Source organism: Gemmatimonadaceae bacterium (assembly GCA_020846935.1).
Classification (GTDB): Bacteria; Gemmatimonadota; Gemmatimonadetes; order Gemmatimonadales; family Gemmatimonadaceae; genus RBC101.
Genome location: JADLCY010000006.1, coordinates 198,311 through 215,416 on the forward strand (window position 1 = coordinate 198,311; position 17,106 = coordinate 215,416).

The window sequence follows — 17,106 nt, forward strand, 5'->3', positions numbered from 1 at the left end:
CGCGGCCGGCGTGCGGGTATCTTTTCGCGGCTTTGGCAGGTGGGGATCGCGGCTGAGGACAGCCGTCGACAGGCTGGGTCCATTCCGGCACGGCTTTGGGGATGGGCCCTTTTTCTGGCCGGTGGCCGGATCCGTTGACCCTGGTGCCAAGCGAACCCATGGGCGCACCCGCACCCATGACATGAGGCGGCTTCGCCCCAGCCCACAGCATGGAGAACGTGGAATGCGCAATCGTTCGTCCCGACGACTTCGACACCTCTTCGCGTTAGGCTTCGCGCTGGTATCCGGTGCGGCGGCCCTCAGCACACCGGTGGCCGCGCAGGATCCGGTTGCCGCTCCGGTGGCCCAGGCCCCGGCGCAGGCCGAGCATCGCCCCGGGGGTGAGGCCAATCTCGTCGTCCCGGACCTCTCGACCGCGACGTTCCTCGGCGGAACCCCCGGCACGACGCTCCTCATGAGCGGCATCCTCGTCTCGGTCCTCGGCCTGCTCTTCGGCCTGATGATCTACAGCCAGCTCAAGACCATGGCCGTGCATCGCTCGATGCTCGAGGTGTCCGAGCTGATCTACGAGACGTGCAAGACCTACCTGAAGACCCAGGGGAAGTTCATCCTCACGCTGTGGGCGTTCATCGCGCTCGTGATCCTGTTGTACTTCAAGTTCCTGCTCGACTTCGAGTGGTTTCGCGTCATCATCATCCTCGCGTTCTCGCTGATCGGCATCGCCGGTTCGTACGGCGTGGCGTGGTTCGGTATTCGCGTGAACACCTTCGCGAACTCGCGTACCGCGTTTGCCGCCCTGCGCGGCAAGCCGTTCCCGTGCTACGCGATTCCGCTCAAGGCCGGCATGTCGATCGGCATGATGCTCATTTCGGTCGAGCTGCTGCTGATGCTCATGATCCTGCTCTTCGTGCCGGGAGAATACGCCGGGCCGTGTTTCATCGGGTTCGCCATCGGTGAATCGCTGGGCGCCGCGGCGCTGCGCATCGCGGGCGGCATCTTCACCAAGATCGCGGACATCGGGTCCGATCTCATGAAGATCGTCTTCAAGATCAAGGAAGACGACGCCCGCAACCCCGGCGTGATCGCGGACTGCGTGGGTGACAACGCCGGTGATTCCGTCGGTCCCTCGGCCGACGGCTTCGAGACCTACGGCGTGACCGGGGTGGCGCTCATTTCGTTCATCCTGCTCGCGGTCCGCAGTCCGGAGGTCCAGGTCCAGCTCCTCGTCTGGATCTTCATGATGCGCGTGTTCATGGTGCTCGCCTCCGGCCTCTCGTATTTCATCAATGAGGCGATGGCGAAGGCGCAGTACCAGAACGTACACAAGATGAACTTCGAGGCGCCGCTCACGCGCCTGGTGTGGCTCACGTCGATCGTGTCGGTCGTGATCACCTTCGCCGCGTCCAAGCTCCTGATCGGGAACCTCGCCGGCGATCCGACGCTCTGGTGGAAGCTCTCGGCGATCATCACCTGCGGGACGCTCGCCGGCGCCATCATCCCGGAGTTCGTGAAGGTGTTCACGTCGACCGAGTCCCGGCATACGCGCGAGGTGGTCACGTCATCGCGCGAGGGCGGGCCGTCGCTCAACATCCTCTCCGGCCTCGTGGCCGGCAACTTCTCCGCCTACTGGCTGGGCATCGCCATCATGTTCCTCATGGCGATTTCGTACTGGGTCGCGCTGCAGGGGCTCGGAGAACTCATGCTCGCGCCGGCGGTGTTTGCCTTCGGTCTCGTGGCGTTCGGCTTCCTTGGTATGGGTCCGGTGACCATCGCCGTGGACTCGTACGGTCCGGTGACCGACAACGCGCAGTCGGTCTACGAGCTCTCCACCATCGAGGCCATTCCAGGCATCGAGGGTGAGATCAAGCGCGACTTCGGGTTCGACGCAAAGTTCGCCGAGGCCAAGGAGCACCTCGAGGAGAACGACGGCGCCGGCAACACCTTCAAGGCGACGGCCAAGCCGGTCCTCATCGGGACCGCAGTGGTTGGAGCGACGACCATGATCTTCTCGATCATCGTGGCGCTCACTCAGGGTCTCACCGCAGACCTCGACAAGCTCTCGCTGCTGCACCCGCCGTTCCTGCTTGGACTCATCACGGGCGGCGCGATCATCTACTGGTTCACCGGCGCGTCGATGCAGGCGGTTACGACCGGCGCCTATCGCGCGGTCGAGTTCATCAAGGCCAACATCAAGCTCGAGGGCGTCGAGAAGGCCTCGGTCGAGGACTCCAAGAAGGTCGTGGAGATCTGCACCGTGTACGCGCAGAAGGGGATGTTCAACATCTTCCTCGGCGTGTTCTTCGCGACCCTGGCGTTCGCGTTCGTCGAGCCGTTCTTCTTCATCGGCTACCTGGTGTCCATCGCGCTCTTTGGTCTGTACCAGGCGGTGTTCATGGCGAACGCCGGCGGGGCATGGGACAACGCCAAGAAGATCGTGGAGACCGAGCTCAAGGCGAAGGGCACGCCGCTGCACGACGCCACCGTGGTCGGTGACACGGTCGGTGATCCGTTCAAGGACACCTCGTCGGTCGCGCTGAACCCGGTCATCAAGTTCACCACACTGTTCGGCCTCCTCGCGGTGGAACTCGCCGTGAGCCTCACGGCAGAGTCGGGAACCTCGCTGACGCGCGGATTGGCGGTGGTCTTCCTCGTGATCAGCATGTACTTCGTGTACCGCTCGTTCTACGGAATGCGGATCCAGAGCGGTGAGGCGGTGCGCGCCTAGCCGGGCGGGTTGACCGAACTTCCCTGGGGCGTTTTTGTCCCTGGGGTGCGTCGGCCGACGGGTAGCGCGTTGAGTACGTCGCGGGTGATCGAGGAACAGGTCGATCACCCGCACTTTGCTTCTGGTGCTTGACCACGGTCGCTCGTCCCTGCATTTCCCAGCCGCACCACTGCCATCCGCCAACGCCACCGATGTCTCAGAGCATCTTTGCCCGGAAGACCCTCGCTGACTGCGAGGCCGAAGCCTCGATAGGCGGAGGGCTTCGACGATCGCTGACCAAGTGGCACCTGACGGCGCTTGGGGTCGGAGCGACGATCGGAGCCGGCATCTTCGCGACCACCGGAACCGCGATCGTTGGTGATGCGGTACGCCCGGGCGCGGGGCCGGCGATCGTGTTCTCGTTCCTCCTCACCGCGGTCGCCTGCGGATTTGCCGCGCTCTGTTATGCCGAGTTTGCGGCGATGGTGCCGATCTCCGGTTCTGCCTACACCTACTCGTATGCCGCGCTCGGCGAGTTCATCGCCTGGATCATTGGCTGGGACCTGATCGTTGAATACGCGGTCGGCAACATCGGCGTCGCGATCGGATGGTCCGGCCATTTCCGCGAGCTGTTGTCACACATCGGGCTCAACCTGCCGGCCTGGCTCGCGACCGACTATCGGAGCGCACACGACGCGTTCAATGCGGTGAGCGGCGGATCCACCGATGCCGCGCAGCAGTTTCTCGCATCTGCCTGGACCGCGGCGCCTCGTCTGGGCACCCTGCCGGTGATCGTGAATCTTCCCGCGGCGCTCGTCGTGTTCGTCATGACGGTGGTGCTGGTGAAGGGCGTGCGCGAATCGGCGACCCTCAACAACTGGATGGTGCTGCTCAAGATCGGCATCATCCTGTTCTTCATTGCGGTGGGGCTCTTCCTGATCCAGCCGTCGAACTGGACCGACCCTGCACAGGGCGGGTTCGCGCCCAACGGGTTCGCGGGTGTGTCGGCGGCAGCGGCGATCATCTTCTTCGCCTACATAGGATTCGACGCTGTATCAACGGCCGCCGAAGAAGCGGAGAATCCCGCGCGCGACATGCCCTTTGGCATCATCATGTCGCTCGTGGTATGCACGGTGCTGTACATCCTGCTGTCCGCCGTCATGACGGGCATGGCGCCGTGGCGGCAACTCGGTACCGCCGAGCCGATGATCACCGCGCTGCAGTACGCGGATGGGCCCGCGGTGCTGCTCAACGCCTCGCGCTTCATCATCGCCCTGGGAGCGGTGATCGCGATGGGGAGCGTGCTCCTCGTGTTCCAGATGGGGCAGCCGCGCATCTTCTTTTCCATGGCCCGTGACGGTCTGCTGCCGCCGTTCATGGCCAAGGTGCATCCGAAGTATCGCACGCCGTGGGTCGGCACGATCATCACGGGCACGTTTGTCGCCACCTTCGCGGCCTTCGCAAACATCGCCGAAGTGGTGGACCTGACGAACATCGGCACGCTGTTCGCCTTCGTGCTCGTCTCGATCGGCGTGATCGTGCTCCGTTACCGCGAGCCGGATCGGCCGCGCCCATTTCGCGTGCCGGGCGCGCCTTTCACGCCGATCATCTCGGTGCTCGCGTGCCTGTACCTCATGATGCAGCTGCCTCGCATCACCTGGATCCGGTTCGGCATCTGGCTGGCGCTTGGCCTGGTGGTCTACTTCCTCTACGGCTACCGCAACTCCGTGCTGCGGACGGGCAAGCGCGTCGTCGTTGACACCCTGCCGCCGGGCGGACACGGCGGCCACTGATCATTTCGTCACCTCCCACACGCGCGGCCACATGTCGTTCCTGCGACGGATTTCGTTCACGCAATGGATTGTCATCTCGATGGTGCTCGGCATCGTCATCGGCATCTTCTGGCCCGAGTTCGCGGTTTCGCTCAAGCCGCTGTCGACCATCTTCCTTCGGCTGATCAAGTCGCTCATCGTGCCGCTGCTGTTCAGCACGCTCGTGGTCGGGATCGCCGGGCATGGTGACGACCTCAAGGCGGTCGGTCGGCTCGCGTTCCGCTCGATCGTGTACTTCGAGATCGTGACCACGCTGGCGCTGGCCGTCGGGTTGCTCGCGGTGAACCTGATCAAGCCGGGGGAGGGCGTGGGGCTCGAGTCGGTGACCGCGGAAGCCGGCGAGCAGTTCGCGGGCCGCCAGCAGACATTCTCCGGCGTGATCGAACACACGTTCCCGCAGAGCTTCTTCGAGGCCGCGGCCGCCAACGAAGTGCTGCAGATCGTGGTGTTCGCGATCATCTTTGCCATTGCCCTGGCGCGCACGCCGGCCAAGCCGCGCAGCACCATGCTCGGCGTGCTCGACGCGCTGGCCGAGGTGATGTTCAAGTACACGAGCCTGGTGATGGCGCTGGCGCCGTTCGGCATCCTCGGCGCCATTGCGGTGACCGTCGGCCAGAGCGGCATCGGCGTGCTCAAGAGCCTGAGCCTGCTCGTCCTGTCACTCTACGGAGCGCTGGTCGTGTTCGTGCTCTTCGTATTGGTGCCGGTGGCGATGGTTGCCCGCATTCCCATCCTGGAGTTTGTGCGAGCGGTGAAGGAGCCGTGGCTGGTGGCGTTTACCACCGCGTCCTCCGAGGCCGCGCTTCCGCGCGCGATGCAGGTCATGGAGACGTTTGGCGTTCCCAAGCGCATCGTGGCCTTCGTGATGCCCACCGGCTATTCGTTCAACCTCGATGGGTCCACGCTGTACCTCGCGCTGGCATCGGTGTTCGTCGCGCAGGCGGCGGGCGTGGACATGCCCATCTCGCAGCAGCTCCTGATGATGCTGACGCTCATGCTGACGTCGAAGGGGGTGGCGGCGGTGCCGCGGGCCTCGCTCGTGATCCTGTCCGGCACGCTGGCGACGTTTGGGCTCCCGTTGCAGGGCGTGGCCGTGATCCTGGGCGTGGACGCGCTCATGGACATGGCACGCACCTCGGTGAACCTGCTCGGGAACTGCCTCGCGTCGGCCGTCATGGCACGCTGGGAAGGGTCGTTCCGCACCGAAGCGCCGAGCGAAGGAGCGACGACGGCGCCGTTGTCGGCACACTGAGCGATCTCGTTCGTGCGAAGCCATGGCGCGGTAGCGCCCGCAAGTCGAGTTGCACCCGTCGCCCCGTGTGGCCAATCTGAGGGCCGCGTTGGATCGCGCCACCGCGCCGCCTGGGTGATCGTCGCCACCGCGCACGACTCCGTTACGAGCTCAACCTGACGTTTCGCGCATTCGCCCATGGAGTCCGACTCGACCGAAGTCATCAAGGTGACGACGCCCGACCAGGTCGAGGTCGTGCGCGCGCTATGCCTGGAATACGGGGCGGCGCTTGTGGCGCATGCAGGGAGTGATGAGGTACTCCGGGCGCAGGGCTTTGCCGAGGAGGTCGCAGCCCTGCCGGGGGCATATGCGTCGCCGCGAGGGGTGCTGCTTCTCGCACTGGTGAATGGCGACGCCGCCGGCTGCGTGGCGATCCGGCCGTCGGGCGAAGGTGCCGTGGAACTCAAGCGACTGTTCGTGCGACCGGCGTTTCGCGGGCAGTCGCTGGGCCGGCGACTGGTCATCGAGGCCATCGAGGCCGCGTCGCGGCTCGGGGCGCGTCGCCTGCGGCTCGACACGCTGCCCTTCATGCGGAGTGCGGTGCGGCTCTATCGCTCGCTCGGCTTCGAGGAGATTCCGGCGTACGAGCCCAACCCGACCCCGGGTGCGCGCTTCTTCGAGTTGACGCTCGAGCCAGAGCAACCGCAAGCTACGCTCGAGCGCTACGCGCCAGGCGACGCCGCGCATTTCGAGCGATTGAATCGGGAGTGGCTGGAGGAGTACTTCCGGGTCGAGGACAAGGATCGTCGCTACTTTGCCGATCCGGAGGGCACGATCCTGAAGACCGGGGGAGCGATCTTCTTCGTGCGCGAGGGGGCACGTACCGTGGGCACGTGCGCATTGATCCGCGATCCGGATGGTCGATTCGAACTCGCCAAGATGGCCGTACAATACGATTGCCGCGGCAAGGGCTACGGACAGTGGCTCGTGACCGCTGCGCTGGCGTATGCGCGGGAACAGGGTGCCACGCAGGTCTACCTCCTCTCCGACGAAAAGCTGGCTGACGCGCTGCGGCTCTACGAACGGATGGGGTTCGTTCGCAAACCGATCCCCGGCGCCACGGGGTACGCCAGGGGCGATGTCTACATGGACTATGCAGCGTGGTGACCTGATGGACCCACTCACCGACGTGCAGGTACGCGTGCTCGGTGCGCTAATCGAAAAAGCGCTCGCCACGCCCGACTACTACCCGCTCTCCCTCAACGCACTCACCGTTGCGTGCAACCAGTCATCCAACCGTGATCCCGTCGTGCACTACGAGGAAAGCGAGGTGCTGGCCGCGATCGACGGACTGCGGCGGCGCTCACTCGTCCGCGCGATCCAGAGGGTCGACTCGCGCGTGATGAAGTACCAGCACCTGCTCGCCGAGGCGTGGAACCTCGAGGCGGGCGAGCTGGCGCTGCTGGGCGTGCTCGCGCTGCGTGGTGCGCAGACAGGAGCCGAGCTGCGCACGCGCACGGCGCGTCTCCACGCGTTTGCCGACGGGGAGGCCGTCGATCAGGCCCTGCACAACCTCGCGGAACGTGAAGGTTCGCCGCTCGTCAGGCGCCTCGATCGTCGTGCAGGGCAGAAGGAGGCGCGCTACACACACCTCCTCGCCGGAGAGCCGCTGCTCCCGCACGCGGTGCAACCGCCAGCCGTGGCCATTCCCGCAATGCACGTCACCGATGCCATCTCGCAGCGCCGTTCGATCCGAAAGTTTGCCGAGCGGCCCCTCACGCGATCGGAACTCGAGCCGCTCCTCGAGGCGGCTGTCCTCGCGCCCAACCACAAGCTGACGCAGCCGTGGCGCTACTACGTCCTCGGGCCGGTGGCCCGTCGGCGCTATGGTCTCGCGCTCGGCGACCGCAAGGCCCGCAAGCTGCCGGACGCGGACGCTGCCGCGGCCGTAAGGGAAAAGACCGCGGCGGAGTACGAAGCGTTTCCCGCGCTCATCGCCGTCGCGATGGTGCAGAGCGACAGTCCGGAGCAGCGGGAGGAGGACTACGCCGCCGTGATGCAGGCGGTCGCCCTCATGATGCTCGTGGCGGTCGAACGCGGACTGGGCACGCACGTGCGCTCGGGAGCGGTGATGGAAGACCCCGCCGCGCGTGCGGCCGTCGGCGTCCGGGACGGAGAGCGCATCGTCGCGATACTCAGCGTGGGAGTCCCGGCCGAAACACCGGGGCCAAGAACGCGTCCGGCAGCGAGCGAGTTCACGACCTGGGTGGGGCTATAGCGCCTCCGGCGCGAGCCGCACGGTGGATACCCACGTCGCGGTATTGCGGCGCAGGCCCGAGGACGACCCGACGGACCCGTGGCACGTCGTGGCGGTTCCGTCGACCAGCGATCCCGCTCAGACGCTCAGTCTGACGAGGTCGACGCCCGCCTCCCTGAGCATCCGCGTGGCCGTCTCGTTGAGTGGATACGACTCATTGTAGACAACCTTCCTGATGCCGGCGTTGATGATCATCTTGCTGCAGAGCAGGCACGGGGAGTACGTCGTGTAGAGCGTGGCATCGCGGATGGCGATGCCGTGGTACGACGCCTGGACGATCGCGTTCTCCTCCCCGTGCGAGCAGAGGCACTCCTCCAGGTTCTTGCCGCTCTCGCTGAAGCCGTTGCACCGTGGGCAGCCGCCTTCGTTGCAGTTCTTCACCCCGCGGGGCGTGCCGTTGTAGCCCGTGCTGATGATCCGCCGGTCGGCCACGATCACGGCCGCGACCTGGCGCTTCATGCAGTTGCTGCGCGCGGCGACCTGACGGGCGATGTCCATGAAGTAGCGGTCCCACGTCGGGCGGGCGGACGACACCTCCACGTCGCGCAGCGCGCTCGCGACGCGCTCGGCGAACTCGTCCAGCGTCCCGTGATTCTCGATGACCCGATTGGCCAGCCGCTCCGTCTCGAGCAACTGCTGTGCGGCCACGTTGCTGCTCGCGAACTCGCGCTCCTCCTGGCGGATGAACTCCTGCAGCGTTCGGCCGTCGCCTTCGCGATTTCGCGCCTGCGCCCGGGCGAATCGTGATTCGAGGGCCGCAAAGACGTGGAAGAGCGTAAACGAGCCCGCCTTCCGAAGGGCGGCGACTTCAGCCGGGTGGCGGATGCTGTCGACGACATAGTTCCGATCCGGCTGCATGCGCGCCACCGTCAGATCACCGAGCGCGCCGGGGCCGTGGCGCTCGCGCAACTCGTTGCCGAGCGCGATCAGGTTCTCGCGCTCCGCCGAGAGTCCGCGCCGCTTCGCCTCCTCGCGAATCGCATCGGACAGCGAGAGATAGGTGAATCCCCTGGCGCCGAGCATTTCCCCGGCGGTGGTCTTGCCAGCGGCATTTCGGCCGGTCAGTCCAATGATGAGCATCGAATATGGAGTCGCGCGGGAAAGAGCCGCGCGAAAGATCGACTCGTCGCTGCGCGCCGGGAAGGCGTGTGATCGCGCTTGAAGCGCGCCGCGTTGGTGTGATTTCGCGCCAACATTCCGAGCGCCTCCCCTGCGCAATCTCCTCGTTCAGCCAGTCGCAGTGCTCGCAGGATCCGTTGCCTGGCGGTGGTCCGGCTGGTGGTCCAGGCGTTCGCGACAATCCAGGGCATCCGAGACTATCCCGCGAGCTGCTCGCCTTGCGGCCCTGGGCGTTCCTGAGACTCTGTCGCCGTCGCCGCCCCCCGGAGTCGCTCGGTACAGCGGCCACCTCATGGCTGATGCGCAAATCGGTTCTATGCGTGTCGCCTGTTGCGGCTGTCTCCGCGCACTTCCGGGTATCCGGGCGCTCCCTGGAGCCGCAGTGAGGTGGTCAGGGCTCCCCACACCAAGCAGGTCTGCACGAACCCTCTCAGCATGGCCGCCATCCCGCTGTGGTCGGGCGTCGGCACGGCTCAGCTTGTCGAGGTGTCGGACCACGAATGCCCGTTCTGTCGACGGGTGAAGGCCGTCGTCGATTCCGCCGTGACTTCGGGACTTCCGGGTTCCCAACCTTCACTATCCCGTGCCTGCCCATCCGCAGGCCAAGCTCGGTGCCTTGGCCGCCACGTGTGCCAGGCAGGCGGGCGAGTTCCTTCCACTGCACAACTACCTGATGCGCGATTCGACGTGGCAGGCGGGATCTGCCTGGGAGAAGCATGCGTGCTGAGCCGGGATCCGCGATCCGTCCAACCTCGTCACGTGCATGCACTCCGTCAATGCAGCGGAGATGCTGGTGCGCGAGCTGGCTTGGGGTGACACTATTGGCGTAAACGGAACCCCGACCATCGTAAGCCGCACTGGGGTCCATCGGGGCGTCGCGACATACGAACAGCTGCGTCGACTTGCGGGAACGGAACGGTGAGATACAGCACTCGTGCAGCCTTCTTTCTGGCGCTGTTCGGCGCATATCCTGGCGCAGTTCATGGACAGCGCCCCCCGCCCTCGGTACAGCGGTGGCACTTGACCGAAGCCACTCCCCTCCGGGATGGGGATCTCCCGGACGGCGGCTTCGGGAGAGTGGTCGGCGCTTGCCGCCTTCCGTCAGGTGAGGTGGTAGTCGCTGATGCCGCAGTGCAGTCGCTGTTCGTCTTTCACCCTGGTGGAGCACTGCGCGGTATCATTGGGCGGAAAGGAATGGGCCCGGGCGAACTCTCCGCGCTCTGGTTGCTGAGCGCCTCGGCAGATACCATCGTTGCGCTCGAGCGATCACCTGGACCGAATCAGGTAAGCAAGTTTCGAGCGGACACATTCCTTGAACGCTCGCTGCTGCGTTCGCTTGACTCCTCGCGTGCGCTGCTGCTCCCGCTTGCGTACTCGCCACGTGCTGGATTTCTCGTGACAAGGGGCGGGGGGATGCGCGCGATGGCTCCTCACTCCCAGGCGGTATGGCGCGACAGTGTAGAGATCGGGGTGGCCTCGCCTGACCTTGTCTCTCTTTCATGGATTGGCAGGTTCCCGCAAGGCACCTTTGCCCGGTATCCGCTCAGGGCGGGGCCTGCGGGCTTTGCGTTCACGCTCGTTCACCCCGGCCCGGCGTTCGTCGCTGGCGGGACTGGCACCCGGCTGTGGTATGGCGACACAGAGCCTGGCTGGATCAGGGGCGTGGATCGGTCAGGAAGAATCGTGGCACGAGCCGTGTGGCCGCTCGCACGTCATCGCCTCTCCAGGGAACGTCTCCGTCAGGCCGCGGCACGAGCGCTCCACGACGTTCGCACGTCAGATGATTCGGCTCGGGTGCGAGCGCGCTTCGGAGAGGCGCTCCCCCTCTCCTATGCGCCCCACTTCGTGCGCTTTGTACCAACTACCGGCAGCTCGCTGTGGGTTGAGGCATTCGCTGAAGACCCTCAGGACGACAAGACCTACATGGTGTTGACGGAAACGGGGCAGTGGATCGCCCAACTGACCCTCGACGGTGGCCGGAGTCTCCTTGCGGTCGACGACGGACACGCGATCGTTGCGCGCACGGATGTCGACGGGGTGATGCGGCTGAGTCTGAACGCCATTCGCAGGAGGTAACGTTGGCCATGCGATCAGCGAGTGCCACGCTTGTTGTCGCGTCATTGGTGCTGGTGACGGACAGCCTCGGATCGCAGGTTGTCACGAGGATCGCCGATTCAGACATGCGCGCAGCCCTCATGGCGAGCGACGAGTCCGACTCTCGAGGCGGGCTGTTCCGGGCCGCACGCGACAACAATGCGCAGTTCGTTCTCAATCGTCGGACCACCGCGAGCGCGCTCGAGCTCCATTGCTTCTGGGATGACATCCTCGTGATACGCAGCGGCCTTGGCGTGCTGCGGCACGGTCGAAAGGTCAAGGGTCTCGTCCGATACGGTGCGGGTGAATGGCGCGCCTCGTCTCTCGTGGGCGCAAGCGAAATCACGCTGGCGTCACACGACGTGCTGCGTGTTCCGGCCGGGGAAGCCCACTCCATTTCGCCACTCGGTGCGGCTCCGCTGGTATACCTTGTTGTCAAGGTCCGGGCGTTCGAGGAGCGCGCATGCGGCAGCCTGCCCAAGCGGGGCGCCTAGCGTTCCTCGCGGCTGCGTACGCTCACCGGCTCGAAGCCTTGATCCTCGCCCGCTCCTGCCACACCGCGACGACGCCCGGGATCACCGACAGCACGATGATGGCAAGGATCACCACCGAGAAGTTCTCCTTCACGAACGGCAAGTTGCCGAAGAAGTACCCGGCCATCAGCATCGATCCTACCCACACGATGCCCCCGATCACGTTGTACGAGGCAAAGCGGCCGTAGGCCATCGACCCCGCGCCGGCGACGAACGGGGCAAACGTGCGCACGATGGGCACGAACCGCGCGAGGAAGATCGTCTTGCCGCCATGGCGCTCGAAGAACCCGTGCGTCAGATCGATGTGCGCCTTCTTCACCAGCGGTAGCCTGCCCGCCGCCGCCCGCTCGCCAAAGATCGTCCCGAACCAGTAGTTGCACGCATCCCCGAGGATCGCACACACGATCAGCAGCGGCAGCAGGATCACGATCTTGAGCGACCCGGTCGCTGCCGCGAGCGCGCCCACGGCAAAAAGCAGGGAATCACCCGGAAGGATCGGCGTCACTACCAGACCGGTCTCCGCGAAGATGATCAGGGCGAGGAGCACGTAGGTCCACGGACCCGCCCACTCCACCAGGGTGACGAGGTGGGCGTCGAGGTGCAGGACGTACTCGAGCGCGGTGCGGATCAGCTCCATGGGGTCGCTGGACTGGTGTTGAGTTGCTCCCAGGCCAGGACTCGGTCTGGGCGACGAGCTTCACGTGGACACGACCGCAAACGATCCCGGGACGCGCCGTGGACGCAGCCGGGCGCTCGGCCGGTCACGTCGACCGACGATTGCCTGGCCCTACGCCGGCGTACCAAGCAAGCGCAGTGCCGCTCGCACCGCGCCACGAACCGGAACCACATGGTCGTCACGGACCGTGGCTCCCGGTGTCGCGACCTTGAGGCGCGAGACCAATCGCTTGCGGAGCAGAGTCCCTTTGGCCAGGAGGCCTCCACTGAGCGCCAGCGACATGGCGGCCCGTTCGTCCACGAACAGCTGGCGCGCGAGTGTACGGGCGTGCAGAGCGAGTTCCTCGACGGCGAGCGTCATGAGAGAGTTCGCCCGCAGGTCGCCCTGTTGCGCCACCGACATCACCACGGGCGCGAGGGTCGCGAGGTCCGCTGGGGTCGCCCCGGCAGCCCATGGGATGAGGTCGGCCACCTCGTTGACCTCGAGGGCGGTGAGGACGGCGCCCGTCAGCGCGGTCTCGGGCTCACGGCCGTCGTGCGCTGCGGTCACGATGGAGAGGGCACGACGACCGATCCACTGGCCGCTGCCTTCGTCGCCACAGTTCGGCCCCCAGCCGCCACACCTCGCAAAGGCGCCAGTCGGGCCGCGGCCGTAGGCCACCGAACCCGTCCCCGAGATTACCAGCAGGCCCGGGCCGTCGCCAAAGGCGTCGTCGAGGCCGATCATCGCGTCGGCACACACGAGGACGTCGACCGCCACCTGGCGCGCGACCAGCGCCTGCCACATGGCCTCGCGCTCGCTCTCCCGACCAGCTCCCGCCAGGCCGGCGCAGAGCGCCTTTGGGGTCGCATGCCCCATTTCGCACGCGACCAGCGCCTCCTTCACCGCGGCGGCAATCACGTCGGCAGCGCTGTCGGTCTCGCCTGGTCGCGCCGCCGAGCCTTTCGCGGTCTCGATCGTGACGATCTCCTTTCCGGTCTCATCCGCGACTTGCACCCGGGTCCGAGAGCCGCCGCCGTCCACGCCAATGACGATGTCGCTCACGCCACCTTCCGGACCGGGGCCGAGGACTCGCTTCGATCCGGCGATACGGGCGCGGGATGAGTAAACGACGAAAGCATGCCGACGATGACGGTGATGGACGTTCCGATGAGCACGTACCAGGGCCACGCGATGCGCGCGAACGGGCCCAGGGTTTGAGCGAGCGAAGGGTAAGCGGTCGAGATCTGCCGTGCAAACACCACGAAGGACATGGCCGCGATCCCCACCACGAGGCCCGTGATGGCGTCGCGCTGCGTGGCTCGGCGCCAGAAGTTGCCGAGAAAGAACGTGCCGAGCAGGCCGCCGTAGGTGAACGACGCAATGCCGAGCGCCACCACGACCACCGGCGTGCCCTGCTCCTTGAACAGCAGCGCGCCGCCGGTGAGCACGACGCCCCAGAACAGCGCGAAGAGCTTGCCGGCCTTGAGCGTCTCCGGATCGCTGGCCTTGCGGCGCGAGAGCGGGAGGTAGATGTCGTGCGTCGTGGCGGCGGCGAGTGAGTTGATCGCCCCCGAATGGGTGCTCATCGTCGCCGCGACGATGGCTGCAATGAGGAGCCCAACGAGCCCCGGCGGCATCCGTTCGATGATGAACGTCGGGAAGATCGCGTCGGGAGCCGAGAACTCCCGGCCACCGTACAACACGAAGAGCCCGATCCCGATGAAGAGGAACAAGGTGAACTGCAGGAACACGGTGATGCCGCTGCCGATGATCGCACGCTGCGCGTCCTTCAGGCTCTTCGACGACAGCAGGCGCTGCACGATGAGCTGGTCGGCCCCGTGCGAAGCCATCGCCAGGAATGCGCCACCGATCAAGCCGGCAAAGACCGTGTGCGGCCGATCCATTCCGGTGGAGAAGTCGAGCAGTTGCAGCTTGCCCTGCGCACCCGCCCGTTCCATGATGGCGCCCCAGCCGCCATCCACCGCGCCGCCGATCAGGACGATCGCCGAAAGCCCACCCAGGATGTACACCGTGGCCTGCACGATCTCGGTCCACACGACGGCCTTCATGCCGCCGCGGTAGGTGTAGATCACGGTCAGCACACCGAGGATGACGATGGCGGCGGGCATCACCGTGGCGCGCGATGCCTCGTCGCCGAGAATCAGCGCCACCGGAATCGCCGTGGCGAACACGCGCACGGCATCGGCCAGCGCGCGCGTGAACATGAAGACGATCGATGTGAGTCGGCGCGTTGCCAGGCCAAAGCGCTTCTCGAGGAGCGCGTATGCCGTGACGATCTCGCCCTGGTAGTACCGCGGCAGCAGGGCGTACGCGACCACGATGCGCCCGATGATGTACCCGGCGGCTACCTGCAGAAAGCCGAGGTTCCCCGTATAGGCGAGCCCCGGGATCGAGATGAACGTGAGCGCACTCGTCTCCGTGGCCACGATCGAGAACATCACCGCCCACCATGGGATGGCGCGATCGGCGACGAAGTAGTCCTTCGCATCGGCCTGTCGTCGACCGACCCACATGCCGAGCGCGGTCGTCCCGGCGAGGTAGGCGAGCAGGACCAGGCCGTCGAGAAGCGTGAATCGCAGTTGCATCAGGAGTCCGGCAGGGTGACGTACGCCTCCATCGCGAAATACTCCGCGAGGCCAAGCTGATTGAGGATGTGCGCCGTGTCGCGATTGCGCGCATCGACCCGCTGCCAGAACTCCCGGTCGTCCTGGCCGGGGAAGGGCGCCGAGTCCTTCTGCGACTGGTGCTTGAAGATCGCCTGGATCTTGAGCTGCAGCTCTTCCTGTGACAACGGCACCAGGTACGTTGCCTCGGTCACCGGCCACTCCTGCCATGCGCCGCGATAGAGCCACACCTCCGGCCGTTCGCGCAACGTGCCTGCCGTGCGCGTCTCGGCGAGCGCGGCCTCGATCGCTTCCTTGCACATGCGATGCGTGCCGTGCGGGTCGGAGAGATCGCCGGCGATGAAGACGAAATGCGGCTGCACCTCTTCGAGCAGGGCGCGCACGATGGCGACGTCGCCCGGGCCAACGGGATCCTTGCGAACCTTCCCCGTCTGATAGAACGGCAAATCGAGAAAACGCGCCGAACTCGCGGGGAGTCCCAGCGTCTCGATGCCGCTCACGGCCTCCGACTCGCGGATGATGCGCTTGATGTCCTGCACTTCGTCCACGTCGACGTCCCCGGACCGTTTGGATTCGAGAAAGGCAATCACGCGGTCTCGCATGGCGTTGACACCGCCGACGTCGAGCCCGCGCGCTGCGGCGAGCCGCGCGAGGAAGTCCACGTAGCGTCGCACGTCATGATCGAACACGGCAATATTGCCGCTCGTCATGTACGCCACGGTGATCGCGTTTTCGTTCTGCGCCAGCTTGAGCAGGATCCCGCCCATGGAGATGACGTCGTCATCGGGGTGCGGGGAGAAACAGATCACCCGAAGGCCACGAGGCAGCTTGGACTTGCCGCGAATCTTGGCGCCCAGTCGGTTGAAGACGAGCCCGTTCACCGCACCAGGCGATCCGTAGTGCGCCACGAGCGATGAGAGCGCGTGCTCCGCGTAGTCACCGTGCGTGAGCTTGAGGATGGCGCGCTTCGTCGTCAGCGAGAGCCACACGACGGCTCGCTCCGCGGCGGTGTCGTCCCACGCCACGGCGTCGAGCAACCAGGGCGTTGCCACCTTCGTGAGGTCGGCGGCCGCGGCCTGGTCGATGTAGAACGTGCAGTTGGAGTGCCTCTGCAGGAACGTCGCCGCCACCTCGAGGTCCACATCGCCTTCGATCGCGCGTCGAACGATCGCCGCCTTGTGTTCTCCGGTGGCGAGGATGGCCACCTCGCGCGCGCTCATGATCGTGGCGATGCCCATGGTCACGGCCTCGCGCGGCACATGTTCTTCGCCAAAGAAGTCGGCCGCCGCGTCGCGGCGCGTCACCAGGTCGAGCGTCACACGCCGTGTCCGCGACTCGAAACTCGACCCGGGCTCGTTGAAGCCGATATGCCCCGTCTTTCCGATCCCGAGGATCTGGAAGTCGATGCCGCCCGCCGCCGCGATCGCCGCTTCGTACGCCGCGCAATGGGACGCGAGATCCTGGGCGGCTACGTCGCCACGCGGGATATGTATGTGCGAAGCCGGGATGTCGATGTGCGCAAACAGATTCTCATGCATGAACCGGTGGTACGAGTGCATGCTGTCCGGCGCCATCGGGTAGTACTCGTCCAGGTTGAACGTCACGACATGCGCGAATGAGAGCCCCTCGTCGCGATGCATGCGGATCAGTTCGCGATAGACGCCGATCGGGGTCGAGCCTGTCGCAAGCCCAAGGACGCACGTTTTCCCCTCGGCTGCGCGCGCGCGAACCAGCGCGGCAATGCGGTGCGCGACCTCGCGTGCGACCGTGTCGTGGTCGGCCAGGACGAGGGAAGGGATGCGCTCGTGTGGCCAGGTGCGAGGTGTGGGGGTGCCGATGGCGCCGCTGGGGCCCGAGTGGGAGGGGCCGAAAGGCGACGGCCCGCGATGCGTGGTCACATCGCGGGCCGCTTCCTCACCAGCGCCGGCACCGGCCGATTGGCCAGTCACCGACGGAGTCATTGTGGGAAGAAA

13 protein-coding genes are annotated in these 17,106 nt (G+C 65.9%); 8 read left to right on the plus strand and 5 right to left on the minus strand.

Features of this window, described 5'->3' with window-relative positions; all coding sequences use genetic code 11:
• The first annotated feature begins 223 nt into the window (after nt 1-223).
• The 5 genes from IT361_08360 to IT361_08380 all read left to right on the plus strand — a co-directional run bounded on the left by IT361_08360 (nt 224) and on the right by IT361_08380 (nt 8,045).
• Entirely contained in the window at nt 224-2,725 is a 2,502-nt protein-coding gene (locus tag IT361_08360) for a sodium-translocating pyrophosphatase (protein MCC6317688.1), read from the plus strand.
• 191 nt (nt 2,726-2,916) lie between these two features.
• Nucleotides 2,917-4,497 (plus strand): amino acid permease, encoded by a 1,581-nt coding sequence (locus IT361_08365; protein MCC6317689.1) that lies wholly within the window; start codon nt 2,917-2,919, stop codon nt 4,495-4,497.
• A gap of 31 nt (nt 4,498-4,528) precedes the next feature.
• Nucleotides 4,529-5,788, plus strand: a complete 1,260-nt coding sequence (locus IT361_08370; protein ID MCC6317690.1) for a dicarboxylate/amino acid:cation symporter — start codon at nt 4,529-4,531, stop codon at nt 5,786-5,788.
• 177 nt (nt 5,789-5,965) lie between these two features.
• Nucleotides 5,966-6,934, plus strand: coding sequence for a GNAT family N-acetyltransferase (locus tag IT361_08375; protein ID MCC6317691.1), 969 nt, complete (start codon nt 5,966-5,968; stop codon nt 6,932-6,934).
• Nucleotides 6,906-8,045: a DUF480 domain-containing protein gene (locus IT361_08380; protein MCC6317692.1), complete on the plus strand. Its 1,140-nt coding sequence runs from the start codon at nt 6,906-6,908 to the stop codon at nt 8,043-8,045. The genes IT361_08375 and IT361_08380 overlap by 29 nt, the downstream gene beginning before the upstream one ends.
• Nucleotides 8,046-8,162: 117 nt before the next feature.
• Here IT361_08380 and IT361_08385 read toward each other — a convergent pair whose 3' ends face one another.
• Complete coding sequence (locus tag IT361_08385; GenBank protein MCC6317693.1) at nt 8,163-9,164, minus strand: AAA family ATPase; 1,002 nt, start codon at nt 9,162-9,164, stop codon at nt 8,163-8,165.
• Between the two features lie 622 nt (nt 9,165-9,786).
• Here IT361_08385 and IT361_08390 point away from each other — a divergent pair.
• From IT361_08390 to IT361_08400, 3 genes are all read left to right on the plus strand, one after another.
• Complete coding sequence (locus tag IT361_08390; protein MCC6317694.1) at nt 9,787-9,930, plus strand: hypothetical protein; 144 nt, start codon at nt 9,787-9,789, stop codon at nt 9,928-9,930.
• A gap of 1,067 nt (nt 9,931-10,997) precedes the next feature.
• Nucleotides 10,998-11,279 (plus strand): hypothetical protein, encoded by a 282-nt coding sequence (locus tag IT361_08395; protein ID MCC6317695.1) that lies wholly within the window; start codon nt 10,998-11,000, stop codon nt 11,277-11,279.
• 104 nt (nt 11,280-11,383) lie between these two features.
• Entirely contained in the window at nt 11,384-11,791 is a 408-nt protein-coding gene (locus IT361_08400) for a cupin domain-containing protein (protein ID MCC6317696.1), read from the plus strand.
• Between the two features lie 22 nt (nt 11,792-11,813).
• Here IT361_08400 and IT361_08405 read toward each other — a convergent pair whose 3' ends face one another.
• The 4 genes from IT361_08405 to nagB form a co-directional block, all read right to left on the minus strand.
• On the minus strand, nt 11,814-12,467 hold the full coding sequence (locus IT361_08405; GenBank protein MCC6317697.1) for a DedA family protein: 654 nt from the start codon (nt 12,465-12,467) through the stop codon (nt 11,814-11,816).
• 150 nt (nt 12,468-12,617) lie between these two features.
• Complete coding sequence (locus tag IT361_08410; protein ID MCC6317698.1) at nt 12,618-13,550, minus strand: hypothetical protein; 933 nt, start codon at nt 13,548-13,550, stop codon at nt 12,618-12,620.
• On the minus strand, nt 13,547-15,094 hold the full coding sequence (locus tag IT361_08415) for a sodium:solute symporter (GenBank protein MCC6317699.1): 1,548 nt from the start codon (nt 15,092-15,094) through the stop codon (nt 13,547-13,549). The genes IT361_08410 and IT361_08415 overlap by 4 nt, the downstream gene beginning before the upstream one ends.
• The gene (gene nagB / locus IT361_08420) at nt 15,094-17,094 is read right to left on the minus strand and encodes a glucosamine-6-phosphate deaminase (protein MCC6317700.1); all 2,001 of its coding nucleotides are present in this window, start codon (nt 17,092-17,094) and stop codon (nt 15,094-15,096) included. The genes IT361_08415 and nagB overlap by 1 nt, the downstream gene beginning before the upstream one ends.
• Between the last annotated feature and the right edge of the window lie 12 nt (nt 17,095-17,106).